Here is a 13,011-nt window from a genome sequence, read left to right as displayed (position 1 = left end):
AACAAATGATTGCGTATATCCACACGAACTTCCCGAATGCGCTAGCCAGGACAAGGGTGGATTATCAGGAGAGTTTGCAAAAGGGGCTATAATAGCTAAGTAGCGATAGAGAAATGATAATCTGTTGAAAAATAAGTGTAATTTATTTAAGTTTGTTTAAAATGTTAGCGTTAGCGATATGCTGATTTTCTATGTTATATTCTCCAGTATATTGATTTTACTGAGTGTGTTACCTTTTTTTCAAAGCCAGCATTGGATCTTTCGGGTAGCTGAATTTGTGAAGCTGCAACTGCTGGTGTTTCAGGTGCCGGCTTTGGCAATGGGGTTTTATCTCGTGGGGAAAGATTCGTGGATATGGTGGTTGCAGGGGGGACAGCTGGCGCTGATTGTATACCACGCCTATCTATTGATACGTTACACCAAATTTTGGCGTCGCGAAAAATATGAAAAGGGCAAGGATGCATCTGATAGTATCAAAGTGATCTCCTGTAATGTGCTGCAATTCAATACGGCTTATGATCGCTTTATTGACCTGATTCAGAAAGAAAAGCCACATATCTTTTTGACCATGGAAAGTGATGCTGATTGGGAAAAAGCACTGCGTATATTGGAAAGCGATTACCCCAATTTTGAGAAGGTGACCCTGGACAATACCTACGGTATGCATTTTTACACCAATCTGAAGGTTAACAAATGTCAGGTGCATTATTTTGTAGCAGATGATATTCCCAGTATTGAAGCAGAATTGGAAACAGCCGATGAGCATCGTTTTATCTTTTTTGCTGTTCATCCACCACCACCAAGTCCGACAGAAGAAGAAAACTCCAAAGAAAGGGATGGTGATCTGCTCAGTGTGGGTAAGCGGGTACGCGATTATAAAATGCCAGTCGTTGTCACAGGAGACTTTAACAATGTAGCCTGGGCCAAATCTTCGCTCTTGTTCAAAAAAACCAGCAAATTGATTGATGCACGCATCGGGCGAGGTATTCTTTCCACCTTTCATGCCAATTATTGGTTTTTCAGAGTGCCTTTGGACCTGCTGTTTCATAGTCCGACCGTATTTATCGACAAATTGTTTATCTATCCTTCTGTTGGGTCCGATCATTTTCCGATGGGCTGTACATTCTTTATCGATCGCTACTCCGATGAGCAGGCGGAAGATATTGAACATTTGGAAGCCGGTGATATGGCCGATGTCAATGCGATGATTGCTGATGGAAAAGAGGAAGAAAGTGACAATCGGTGTTAACGGTTAATCGTGCCAACATTTTGCGCTGCATTATTGTATGTTTGGTCGGGCTTATGATCAATATATCTTAAGGAATTATACCTTGCTATTTCTTTACTGAAGCAGGAAAAGAACATTCCCAAGTCTTTCCATATTTCACATCGAGGTTTGTGATATGGAAAACAATAAACTTACATCTCGGTGCTTGCGCGCATGTTTATTTATATGTGCCCTCGTCACTTCAGTTGCTGGCCTTGCCCAAGAAAATAAATCCCTGCCCGATAAAGTACATCATGCCGAACCTTTATATAATGATCTTGTACGGGATCTTGGCGCGCGGAAGGGGGAGAAGGACAGACAGACCATTTTATCGGTATTGAGGTCAATCAGGAAATTTCTTCCGATGAGATAAGAACAATTTTGCATCCCCAGATTAAGTTAGGACTTAACAACAAATTGGCTATCGGTATGGCTGTGGGGTTGCCTCTTAGTGGCCAAGAAAAAACACTTAGTGGCTTTTGGAGGCTGATCTATCAATTATAATTTGTGAAAAATAATGTATGAAATGTGCTTCTGATGACGGGAATACCTGCTTCCTTACCATAAGGTTGCTTTGAAAATGAAGACAGATAAAACTGTGATACAATATGAGGCGAGTTTTTGTGTTCGGGATTTATTTACTAAATTGCTTCACGCCTAAGCACGTAAAATGTTTTTCAGGCATTACATGCGGTAAATAATTATTATGGAATTTGGAGTTCATCGGGTTATTGGTGTAGAACGGGAGTCTTCGGAAATTAAGGATGCAACAGCAAAAGAGAACTATGTCGTTCTTTTTGTGTCAAGTGGCGGCTGTAGCATGCAGATCAATAAACAGATCGCTGAGATTGAGGAATATAGTCTAGTTTTGATTCCGCGCGGGATACAAATCGAAGCCAACACAAATGAACAGCGCCCATTTTTGATTATCTATTTTTCGGAAAGTTTTTTTGCACGTACCGAGGTTGATACGGCCTTCCTTCGAAACTTCAAGTCATTTAACAGAAGTGAATATACCTATCGAACACTTAGCGTGCCCAAAGAATACGCGACCTACTATGAATTTGTAGGCATGCAGCTGAAACTGTCTAAGCAGAATTATAATCAGGCAATTTATCGGGATTTGGCACATAATATCGTGAAGCAGATTGTGCTTCTGGCGGCTATATATGCAGAAGATCGTCGATCGGGCGAACTGCTGGGGCAGCGGACGGAAGTATCATTGGTGCGACGTTTTCAGGAGCTTGTTGAAAAACATGTAAAAAAGGAAAAACAGGTTGCTTTCTACGCGGATCAATTAAATATAGGAAGTAAAAAATTGACCAATCTCACCAAGGAGACCCTGGGTACCACACCCAAAGAACTTATCACCAAAGAATTGCTCCGTGTCAGTAAGAAGCTTCTTGTGGAATCTTCACTCAGTATCAAACAAGTAGCTTGGGAATTAGGGTATACAGACGTGAATAACTTTAGTACCTTTTTTCTGAAAGAAACATCCCTCACACCAACAGAATACCGTAAGCGCTGGCAGCAATAACTTTTCTGTATTAAAAATATTACATGTTTTCCTATTAAAAAGAATTGTTCTTATTCTTTCGTTTTTTTTATAAAAGGTATATTTAGTCTCTCCTTAAACCACCTATAATTTACTGATTATTAGTATTTTGGGTTTAAAATAGCTTGTTTTTTATTGCAAGAATTTGTATCTTAGAGCTTTAAAACCTTGCAAATATGTTGGGGAAAAATCCAGAAAAGAAGCCAGAATTATTTCGCCCAATGTTGGTGGATTTTATTGACCACGAGCATGAACTTGTTCTACTTTCAGAAAAAATAGATTGGAATTATTTTGAGAAAGAATTTTCGCCCTTGTATTCCAAAGTGGGCAATCCGAGCCATCCGATTCGGTTTATGGTGGGTTGTTTGCTACTGAAACATTTGTATAATTTGGGCGATGAGACGTTGGAAAAAGCCTGGATCATGAATCCTTATATGCAGCATTTTTGTGGCAGGGTTTTCTTTGAACACGAATTTCCTTGTGACCCGAGTAATTTTGTTCATTTCCGAAAAAGAATTGGCGAAAAAGGTATCGAAAAAATCTTTGCCTACAGCGTAAGAATGCACGATGCCAAGACGAACACCTCAAATTTTGTTTTGTCCGATACTACCGTTCAGGAGAATAATACCTCTTTTCCTACCGATGCAAAATTGTGCAAAAAAGTGATTGATTATTGCAACAAAATAGCCGGAAATGAAGGCATAAAACAAAGACAACGCTACACAAAAGTCAGCAAACAAATGGTGCGCAACACCTACAACGGAAAACATCCCAAGCGGGCAAAAGCGGCAAGGAAATCTCAAAGACAGCTCAAAACCATCGCCATGAGACTGATTCGTGAATTGCAACGGAATTTTAATGCAGAACAGCAAGAATTTTATAAAGATTTAATGACATTGTACACCAAGGTTGTCACACAAAAAAGAAACGATGCCGATAAAATTTACAGCATTCACAAGCCTTTTACCCGATGTATTGCCAAAGGAAAAGCGCATAGCCAGTATGAATTTGGGAATAAGGTAGGTTTGATAACCACCGCCAACAAAGGCAAGAAAATCATTCTCGGGATTAAAGCATTTTTGCAAACTCCTTACGATGGTCACACCATAGAACCACTTTTGGAACAGATGGAAACCGGTGGTCAAAAGCTCCCAAAAGAACTCCTTTACGATAGAGGTGGCAGAGGAAAATCAGAAATAAAGGGCGTGAAAATCTCCATCCCAAGCACTCCAAGAAAAAAAGACACTGCTTATCAAAAGCAGACAAAGCGCAAAAAATTTAGAACCAGAGCGGCAATAGAACCTATCATCGGACATTTAAAAACCGATTTTAGGCTGGCAAAAAATTACTTCATGGGAGAAACGGGACCACAAATCAATGCATTACTAGCTGCAACCGCTTGGAACATGAAGAAAATGATGGAACTACTGAAACAGAAAATTATTTTCTTATTTTATAAGATACAAATTATGCTGTTTTCTAATCCTGTTTTTAAAAATAAATTAAATAGTGGGTTTTGTTAAGGAACGACTATTTATAGTAAAGCAACGAAAGCGTATGAAATATTTACGCGGTGAAAATTCACGTTCTTTTGGCGTCAAAATTTGATAAAGATTCAATAAGAAATGATGCTGTAGGACAGATTATCATAATATCATGGATGGTTCATGCGATTGTAAGGATAAGATAGTAGGCTATGAAAAAGGGAATATTGTTTTTGGGATTGGTTCTTTTAGGAGGTACAGCCTTCGCACAGACTGGCGTGAGATTGAATATTGAGCTCCACGATGTGCAGCATCTTGTTATTAATCCAGATCAATCGATCGTTACCTTGGCCTACCATACCTTAGCCGATTATCAAAATGGCGTTGAGTCTATCCAAAAAGCACATCTTTCGGTATTTAGCACGTCGGGCTATGAAGTGAAGGTCAAAATGGCCAATCAAGATTTTATAAAGCTCGGTCAGGCACAGACAGAAAAAATTCCCTCACCATTGATTCGCGTTAGAGCTACTGCCACTCATATAGGGCAAGCCGTAAATACAGCTAGTAGCGTCCTTTCTACCAATAAGGAAACCATCATTTCTTCAGATTCACCCGCCCTCAACGGACTGTTCGATGTTACCTACACTGGTCCCGGAGCTGACGACTTAATGCAATACGTAGAAAAAAATAACACGGTTACTTTTACAAATGATGTTATGTATAGCATCGAAACAAGATAATATTCCCCTTAATTCAATTCTTTTGCCGTAGACACCCCGCGCTGTAGTGATCACGCTACAAGCTTTTGTAGCTGTACAGCTACAACATTTCACGCGCTCCCTTTTTTATACTTTTTGGACTCAAATTCATACTTTTTGCCTCATTTCCTGCTGTACTTTTGTTTTGTCCAAAGAGGATAAATAATAACGAATAAGTCATATTAAATTATAAAAACAAAATGAAAAAAATTACTTTCTTCGCAGTAGCAATCGTTGGTTCAGTAACTGCAGCAAACGCTCAATCTCAATCACAAGCAAAGGTAAAAGTGAATGTTGAATTGAATCCTTTTCAATCTATCGAAATTGGTAGCGGTGCAGGACAAGATGGTCCAGTTACATCGGGTTATGATGACGAAGTAACCTTGAAATACGAAAAGGCAGCTGACTATACCAACGGGGTAAGTAAATCGATTGCAAAACAATTGAAAGTGTCTTCGGTAGGTTCTGGTTACAAAGTAAAAGCAACTTTATTGACTAATGGACAATTCAATAAAGTAGCTGGAAATGGTGCGAATACGTACGATGCTAAAAAATTAATCGAAATTCAGGTAGATGGTAAAACTGCTTCAACAGATGTCAACATGGAATTCGGTCCTTTTGGAAGTACAAGTACAGCAGAAGCTTCGGTATTGAACAAAGAGTTGGATGTAAAATATATCGGTAAACCACTTAATGAAGCAACAGTAAAGGAATTGTTGGGTAATGGTGGTAAAGATACAAAAGCAAAATATACCATCGATGTGGTGTACACTATTGCAGCAAACTAGTAGATCCTATACTACGCTATGAAAATCATATAGATGCAGGTATCGGAAGATACCTGCTTTTTTATGTATTTTTATCCCAAATATATTTTTATGAAGAACCTGATTGCCTCATTTTTTTTGCTTTTTATCGCTACAGTAGCCTTTTCTCAAACAGGATTGACCGTTGGGCCGCCGCGCTTGTATTTTGTGGGTGATGCCGGCCAGGCACAAACGCAATATGTTGATGTGACCAATCCTAGTAAAGATTATACGCTCGAACTGGGTGTTTCTTTTGAGGACTGGTCTTATTCCGAGTATGGTGATAATGTATTGAGTCCAAAGGGAACCTTGCCGACGAGCTGTGCAAATTGGCTGTCGGTATCGGAATCGTATTTCTCGCTGAAACCCGGTGAATCAAAACGATTGCAACTGAATATGCAGGTGCCTAAGGATGTGAAATTTAGCCCCGCGGTGCCAATTCACACAGGGATGCTCTTTGTGACACAGCTGAATCCCAGGGCGAGAGAAAAACAGGAAGGAGCTAATATCCGTTTGGCCGTTCGTTCGGGAGTAAAAGTTTATCATCGTTTCAATGGGAGGGAAACGCCGGATCTTGAAATTACGAATCTGGTTTATAAAGATGTGGATTCTGTTGGACAGTTTCTGGAGGTCAGTTACGATGTGACCGGCAATATCTGGTTGGAAGGAAGATTGCGTGCCGAGTTTTTAAATCAGGAAACAGGTGAAAAAGAAGTGGTGGACAATCTTAATTTTTACTGCTTGCCCGGCGATAAGCGTAAACAGTATATTGCAATTCCCAAATCGTTGAAATCTGGGAATTACCTCGTTTCAGTATTGGCATTTTATGGCGATCAGGATGTGGTGAAGATCGCGGAATTGGAATTTAAACATGTGGCAAAGAACTAAAATAGCAGTACTCTTGATTTGGGGCTTGTTTTCAGCCTTACCTCTTGTTGCGCAATTGCGTTTTTCAGTCTGGTCGGACAACTATTTCGAAGTGACATCCTACTTGGGCAAAACAACGCCGGATCGATTCAATGTTTTTCAATTTGATTTGAATGGTCTCAATGTAAACGAGAAAAATTGGTCGCTCGCCGTGCGCCTGCTAGCTCCAATACGGACCATTGCCGGTGGGAAGAATCGCAGTGGCAATACATTTCCCGTCGACAAGATCAGTCTGCGCTGGACCGGAGACAACAATGAAGCGAATTTTCGTCTCGATGGTATCGGCGCAAGCCGTACGCCGATTATTTTGCAAAACAGTAACGATGTGCTGCTGATTAATCGGGCGAAACAACCCATTAGCTCCAATGGAAACTATTACCAGCAATACCAACTTTATAGTGCGCTGACTGTTGCGCAAGGTAAATACCTGGACGACTATCTAAGTCCTGATCAATATACGTACCTGAAGTACCGCATTCCTCTGTTGTTTACCCTGTATAGTGAAAGCGGAAAAGTGCTGGGGACGCAGGAGATTAATTATGAAATGCAATTGCCGCCGCGTCTGACTGACGGTGGGATGGTCGATATGGAGCCTGATTATAGCTTGGAGATTGCCGCGGATGCCGCTAATGCCACCTTGCAGTTTTCGACACAAAAAGACTACATGCAGGGAGTAAGTTCGTTGGTTGCAAATGCAATCCGCGTGAACTCTATAACGGACTACGAGCTTCGCGTTAAGTCGGTTGACAGTGAGCTTGTTCGCAATGGTGGCGGAACACTACCGCTGTCGACACTGTCACTTCAATTAACTGCAGGAACGGGAATAAACAGGATAAGATCCAACCCCAAAGTATTTTTAACGACACAGGAACAAGTTGCTGTATCGGCGGCTTCGTTGGATAAAAAGCAAGCGCAAACCTTTAATGTGGAGTATAAAGCGAATCTGACGGCTGATCAGGTGTCGGCTTCTAAATCTGGAAGCTATAGCGTGTCCCTCCTCTATTTATTGATCCCACAATAGTTTGACTTCATCGCGTGTTTAAATGCTTTTCTCATAAGATTAGATTTACAGTCTTCGCGCTGTTATTGCTGCTGGTCAAGTTCGTTTGGGCGCAGCAGGAAAAGTCGGTGCAGCTCGTTTTGCCGGAGCAGCTCCGCTTAGAGGCTGGTCTCAACAGTATTGATCTGCAACTGATCAACAACAGCAAGCAGGATTTTATGGGCGAGCTCAAGTTGGTGTTGCCGCAGGGTTTACGTGCCCTAGGTTCGGATCGTTTAACATTTACAGTACCTGCGGGTAAAAAACGCTTTATTACCCAACGTTTACAAAGTCAGACACCTGCACAGCTCAGGGGGCAGGCAGTAGTTGTTCAGCTTCGGGATCCACAGGGGCATATAGTTGACAACAAGACAATGGCTATCGATGTGCCACCCAAAAAAGCAGTGATCTTGCAGGATGTTTCGGAACCGCAGTATCTGAAGCACGTGGGTGACTCTATCTTTATCCGGACACGGGTTATAAATAATGGTACAACGGACGAACAGATCAAAATCTTGTTTTCTTCTCCCGATCGAATCGGCAATACCAAATTTAAGGAACAGAACCTTTTCCTTCCAGCCGGGCGTGATACGCTTTTGGTACTTCGTTTTGCTGTGGAGAAATACATGTTAAACCGGGCGCAGTACACGGTTAATGTCACCGGTTTATACGAGAATGGCGATGTGTTTGGAAATCTATCGGTGCTCTTATCCAATATTGCGGCCGATCGAAATTACCAGCAATTATTTGACAACCGGGGGAATTTGGCCGCATACTCGCGTAATTTTTTTGATTTGCAGCTCGATAACCTGCTAAGTGAACAAAAATCATTTTATTTAAGGTCGGAGGGAGAATATCGCCTGGCCAATGGGCAGATTCGATACAGTGCTTATCTGACTAAAACGGGTGGAATGGACCGGCCTGCTTTAAGCAATACTTTTGCAGCCTTTCAGAAAGGAAATAATACCTACACGATCGGAAATTTGCAGGAAAGTATGGAGGCTTCGGCCTTTGGAAGAGGCGTCAAATTTGACCATATCGATACGGCAAGGGCCGCCAATTTTACAATAGGCCTGTTGCAGCGCGCTGTGGATCTGCTGGATTACAGCTCTTCCAGCGACCCCGGTTATACAGCTTTTGGAAAGGTGGTGTTGGGGGAAAATAAGCCTGAGCACCGGCGTTATGAAGGTCAGCTTTTTTACGATCGCAATGGTTTGGATAGTACAACGAGCCTGCTATGGGCAAATTCTTTTGACTTTCTGAAACAAAAATATGCAGGCAACACCGTGCTTCGCGGTTTTGTCGCCGCTGGACTTCAAAGCCAAAATGGCCAACAAGTAGGACGGGACTCATCCATGCCTTCATGGGCATTGGGTATGCGAATGGATCAGCGTTTTGCCAAATGGAGTTTTAGTTCCGATAATTTTTATAGTTCTCCTTATTATACAGGTAATCGTCGTGGTTCTTTGCAGTTTGTCGAACGTGTAAATCGAAATTGGGGTAAGTTATCGGCGGCACTAAGTTATACCTTTTACCGCTATAACCCAAGCTACCTGAATACACGTTTTCTCAATTACGCAAGCCAATCTTCCCGCTGGGATTTAAGTATGTATATGCCCCTGAGTTCATTTGTGACGCTATCCGTGTTGCCAAACTATAATCGTGAGATTGGAACCTATATGTTTGCCGCAGGCACTCGTGAATTGAAGTCAACCTCATGGCGCCTATTGTCAACGGTGAATGTGCGGTCGCGTAACCTGCAGCACAACCTGAATGTAACCACTGAGACAGGGCTTGTGTCAATGACCGATCAAGCTACTGGACTTTTTGCGGTACGGACAGATGTTAATTACAATTATAAAAATCTGGGACTTTCTGCTTCTTACCAGCAAGGTGCTTTTCAGATTTCGGATCTGGTGAGTGCACTCTTAATAGGACGTTCGTTTGGAAACCGTTTTTCTTTAGGACCCCGTGTAAGCGGATCCCTTTTGCAGGAAAGACTGCAGTGGACGGCCAACGCCCGGGCGAATCTGAGTAGCAGTTATGGAAATAGTTTCGGGGGGAACGCGAGCCTGAATTACCGTGTGCTGAAAAATACCTTACTTACGGGTATTTTTCAATACAATTATAGTGTCATGAAAACAGGATATGACTACGATTTTAATAATTTACGGATTGGTGTTCGGCAGAACTTAAAAGGATCAAATCTTGATCGCCCGGCAATCAAGACCGGGAATGCGCGTTTTTTCTGTTTTCAGGATAAAAATTTTAATGGAATATTTGATAAAGGGGATATTCCGATGGCTGACCATAGCTTTACGGTAAAAGGGATTTTGTTTGTAACGGATAAAGCAGGATATGCTTCCTTTAAAAAATTACCATATGGATCATACTTGTTTTTTTCGCCAAAGCAGGGGCAGTATATGGCGGTTTCGAAGGTGATCGCGATACAGCAGTCAAATCTAGAAATCCAAATTCCGCTCCAGCGCGGTGGAATGGTACAGGGAGCTGTTCGTGTCGAGTATACCCAAGGACTTAGCTTGGAGACTGATCTGAATTTAGATATTTACAAAGTGTTAGCAAAAGACAGGAACGGAAGGGTCGTCGAAATGCATACCGATAAGGATGGACATTTTGAGTTTGGCCTGCCAGAGGGCACCTATAGTTTCTATTTGGATAATGCGAGCTTCCCGGCAAATGTATTTACCGATCAAGAGGCGCAATCGGGAACGGTAAAACTGGATGCCGACTTGGTCCTTGAGCCTTTTGTTTTAAAAGTGAAGTCAAAAAAGGTCAATGTCAAGCGCTTTGGACAATAAGTTTCCTATCCGGCGATATGCTGAGACTTGACATCGCTGATATGATCTAACAGTAAATGGTTTAAAATGGGGGATGTTTTTAACATTTCTCGTATAGGATATTTTTCAGCAATATCTGTAAGGGTTTTAAGATGTTTTTCATGGTGAAGGTCAGTGCCCACAAAATCCTACATACCTGATTTCAATAAAGTCATCGCGATAGCTTTGACGTCGACACCATAATAACGGCATCTGCGTTATGCGATTGATGCCGGGAAGATCAATCAGGAGTCGCTAGGTCGGTATAATAGGTGCTCCATTCAAGTTTATCTGTCTTGAGATAGAGGTAGCTCAATAAAATGTAGGTATTGAAAAGATCAACATCCGGCGCATTGGCTTTACAGAACTCTGCCGTTTTTACTAAATAATCGATGGCATGCGCTACATCCTATTTCTTCTCTCCATTTAATGCGTTTTGGGCATATCTATATTCCCAATATTGGTCGATATATTGGCTCGATTCCTCGTTTCGAGCAGTTCCTTTGCAAGGTCTAGTGCGCGTTGATAATATTTTAAGGCCTGATCGGGGTCGTAGCTCTTATTAAACACATTTCCTATATTCAGAAAAGAAAGCATCATGCCTTTTTTGTCGTTGCGTTCTTCTCGTTTTTTGAGTACGTTGAAATGGGGTTTTACACTTTCATCGAAGTTATTTAGCTTCAGATATATAACTCCCTATAAATTTAATAAATCAATTTGCAACGTCGCAAACCTTTTGTCCTTAGCGAGGCTTAATCCTCTGGAAACGATTTCTTGCGCCTCTGTGGGATTGCTGCGATAGATTTCAGATGCTACTTTGTAATAAGCTAATATTCGGGTCGAATCGTTACTTGCCTCCGATAGCTGCTTATCTACCTTTTCCCAACCACTGTTTTGGGAATATGCATGATGGGTGAAGAACAATATGGTAAAAAATAATAGGATGGTTAAACGATGCATGGTTAGTTTGTTTCAATAAAACAGTAAAAATAAAAAAAACTATTAAATACAATGAACTTCACGAATATAAAACCATGCTGGACAAACAGGGAAGATAATTGATTATATTTACAGCCAAATGTCTGAGTCCAAAAGAATTTACCAAATCGATCTGTTTCGTTTTATCGCAGCATCTGCCGTCGTATTATATCATTATTTATATCGGGGGTATGCAGCCGGAAATATGTCGCTATTGGGTTTCGATGGCGTCGGAGAATATTTTAAATACGGCTACCTGGGCGTAGACTTATTTTTTATCATTAGTGGTTTTGTGATTGCTTTTTCCATCAAACATCTTTCACTGCTTAAGTTCTGTTATTCCCGCTTCAAGCGTTTGTATCCGATGTATTGGATTTGTTTGCTGTTGACTTTTATCGTTTCTTATTTTTGGGGCGCACCGCGCTATCATGTCACATTTACCCAACTATTGGCCAATCTGACCATGGTGCAAAAACTATGGGGACAGGGGGATGTCGATGGCGCTTATTGGTCGCTCTATGTAGAGTTGAAATTTTACCTGATCATCGCTTTGTTTCTAATTCTGAATCGATTTAAAAAAATAAGCTTGGATTACTTGGTTTATTTTTGGTTGCTATTGTCCAGCCTACGCTTTTTTGTTGGGCCTTCGGAAATTTATGACGCAATCCATGAGTTTTTTTTACTCGACTGGAGTGCATATTTTATTGCGGGAATTATATTCTGCCAGATTTTTCTTCATGGACCAAAAGTCCAGCATTTTGTCGCCTTACCTTGGTGTTTGTACATTTCCATCGATGGTGCTGTGGGGCGTATTCATTGGCTGGAACGCACTTTTCACAGTGACTTTTCACCTTATATTATTGGTGCGACCATCGTTGTGTTTTACCTGCTCATGTTACTGGTTTCCTGTAAAAAGCTCCAGGCGATCAATTCGTCCGGATTTGTTAAAATTGGCATGTTGACCTATCCGCTGTATTTAATCCATCAACACATCGGCTTTATTATTTTTAATCACCTGTATCTGAATAAATACCTGCTCCTTTCAGGTGTTATCATTCTTATGCTTGCCCTGGCTTATCTGCTGAGCGATCGGATTGAACCGCGGATCATGAAGCATTTTCGTAGCATATTGGCGTTTTTACCTCTCCTGGTGGGCTGTAGGATTTGTGGGCCCGTGGACGACAGTAGAGTCGACGGACAGTAGTTAAAATCTGGAGAATATTGGCTAAAATAAACCTATGAAGACCGTTGCAAAATAATGTTGATATTTTCTGATCGGTTATTTTTGCTTTTTTTTGCAGTTTTTTCCGATTTGGATTCGGAAATCTAGTTGCGTTTTCTTGAAAAATCCTCTTTTTGA

General features: G+C 41.2%; 11 protein-coding genes. 9 read left to right on the top strand and 2 right to left on the bottom strand.

Annotated elements, in window-relative coordinates; all coding sequences use genetic code 11:
* Positions 1-178 precede the first annotated feature (178 nt).
* The 8 genes from AACH28_RS14535 (at position 179) to AACH28_RS14500 (ending at position 10,655) form a co-directional block, all read left to right on the top strand.
* Positions 179-1,249, top strand: a complete 1,071-nt coding sequence (locus AACH28_RS14535) for an endonuclease/exonuclease/phosphatase family protein (RefSeq protein WP_341830832.1) — start codon at positions 179-181, stop codon at positions 1,247-1,249.
* Positions 1,250-1,973: 724 nt separating this feature from the next.
* Positions 1,974-2,804: a helix-turn-helix domain-containing protein gene (locus AACH28_RS14530; protein WP_341830831.1), complete on the top strand. Its 831-nt coding sequence runs from the start codon at positions 1,974-1,976 to the stop codon at positions 2,802-2,804.
* Positions 2,805-2,998: 194 nt separating this feature from the next.
* On the top strand, positions 2,999-4,345 hold the full coding sequence (locus AACH28_RS14525) for an IS5 family transposase (protein ID WP_112373584.1): 1,347 nt from the start codon (positions 2,999-3,001) through the stop codon (positions 4,343-4,345).
* Positions 4,346-4,518: 173 nt separating this feature from the next.
* On the top strand, positions 4,519-5,046 hold the full coding sequence (locus tag AACH28_RS14520) for a hypothetical protein (RefSeq protein ID WP_341830830.1): 528 nt from the start codon (positions 4,519-4,521) through the stop codon (positions 5,044-5,046).
* Positions 5,047-5,264: 218 nt separating this feature from the next.
* The gene (locus AACH28_RS14515) at positions 5,265-5,852 is read left to right on the top strand and encodes a hypothetical protein (RefSeq protein WP_070570047.1); all 588 of its coding nucleotides are present in this window, start codon (positions 5,265-5,267) and stop codon (positions 5,850-5,852) included.
* Between the two features lie 90 nt (positions 5,853-5,942).
* The gene (locus AACH28_RS14510; RefSeq protein WP_341830829.1) at positions 5,943-6,758 is read left to right on the top strand and encodes a hypothetical protein; all 816 of its coding nucleotides are present in this window, start codon (positions 5,943-5,945) and stop codon (positions 6,756-6,758) included.
* Positions 6,742-7,818 carry a hypothetical protein gene (locus AACH28_RS14505; protein WP_341830828.1) on the top strand — a complete coding sequence of 359 codons (1,077 nt, stop codon included), beginning with the start codon at positions 6,742-6,744 and terminating at the stop codon, positions 7,816-7,818. Before AACH28_RS14510 ends, AACH28_RS14505 begins: the two co-directional genes overlap by 17 nt.
* Before the next feature lie 65 nt (positions 7,819-7,883).
* Positions 7,884-10,655: a hypothetical protein gene (locus AACH28_RS14500; protein ID WP_341830827.1), complete on the top strand. Its 2,772-nt coding sequence runs from the start codon at positions 7,884-7,886 to the stop codon at positions 10,653-10,655.
* 444 nt (positions 10,656-11,099) lie between these two features.
* Here the strand turns inward: AACH28_RS14500 and AACH28_RS14495 are convergent, their stop codons facing one another.
* Complete coding sequence (locus AACH28_RS14495; RefSeq protein ID WP_159332695.1) at positions 11,100-11,273, bottom strand: tetratricopeptide repeat protein; 174 nt, start codon at positions 11,271-11,273, stop codon at positions 11,100-11,102.
* A 96-nt stretch (positions 11,274-11,369) separates the two neighbouring features.
* The gene (locus tag AACH28_RS14490; protein WP_159332696.1) at positions 11,370-11,633 is read right to left on the bottom strand and encodes a hypothetical protein; all 264 of its coding nucleotides are present in this window, start codon (positions 11,631-11,633) and stop codon (positions 11,370-11,372) included.
* 118 nt (positions 11,634-11,751) lie between these two features.
* Between AACH28_RS14490 and AACH28_RS14485 the strand changes: the two genes are divergently transcribed.
* The gene (locus AACH28_RS14485; RefSeq protein ID WP_341830826.1) at positions 11,752-12,855 is read left to right on the top strand and encodes an acyltransferase; all 1,104 of its coding nucleotides are present in this window, start codon (positions 11,752-11,754) and stop codon (positions 12,853-12,855) included.
* Positions 12,856-13,011 lie beyond the last annotated feature (156 nt).

The organism is Sphingobacterium thalpophilum (assembly GCF_038396785.1).
GTDB classification, from domain to species: Bacteria; Bacteroidota; Bacteroidia; order Sphingobacteriales; family Sphingobacteriaceae; genus Sphingobacterium; species Sphingobacterium thalpophilum_A.
This window is presented reverse-complemented; position numbering and strand designations above follow the sequence as displayed.

Bases quoted from the DNA above. Each gene is read 5' to 3' on its own strand.
- AACH28_RS14535 (WP_341830832.1), top strand. From the start codon at position 179: ATGCTGATTTTCTATGTTATATTCTCCAGTATATTGATTTTACTGAGT.
- AACH28_RS14530 (WP_341830831.1), top strand. From the start codon at position 1,974: ATGGAATTTGGAGTTCATCGGGTTATTGGTGTAGAACGGGAGTCTTCG.
- AACH28_RS14525 (WP_112373584.1), top strand. From the start codon at position 2,999: ATGTTGGGGAAAAATCCAGAAAAGAAGCCAGAATTATTTCGCCCAATG.
- AACH28_RS14520 (WP_341830830.1), top strand. From the start codon at position 4,519: ATGAAAAAGGGAATATTGTTTTTGGGATTGGTTCTTTTAGGAGGTACA.
- AACH28_RS14515 (WP_070570047.1), top strand. From the start codon at position 5,265: ATGAAAAAAATTACTTTCTTCGCAGTAGCAATCGTTGGTTCAGTAACT.
- AACH28_RS14510 (WP_341830829.1), top strand. From the start codon at position 5,943: ATGAAGAACCTGATTGCCTCATTTTTTTTGCTTTTTATCGCTACAGTA.
- AACH28_RS14505 (WP_341830828.1), top strand. From the start codon at position 6,742: ATGTGGCAAAGAACTAAAATAGCAGTACTCTTGATTTGGGGCTTGTTT.
- AACH28_RS14495 (WP_159332695.1), bottom strand. From the start codon at position 11,273: ATGATGCTTTCTTTTCTGAATATAGGAAATGTGTTTAATAAGAGCTAC.
- AACH28_RS14490 (WP_159332696.1), bottom strand. From the start codon at position 11,633: ATGCATCGTTTAACCATCCTATTATTTTTTACCATATTGTTCTTCACC.
- AACH28_RS14485 (WP_341830826.1), top strand. From the start codon at position 11,752: ATGTCTGAGTCCAAAAGAATTTACCAAATCGATCTGTTTCGTTTTATC.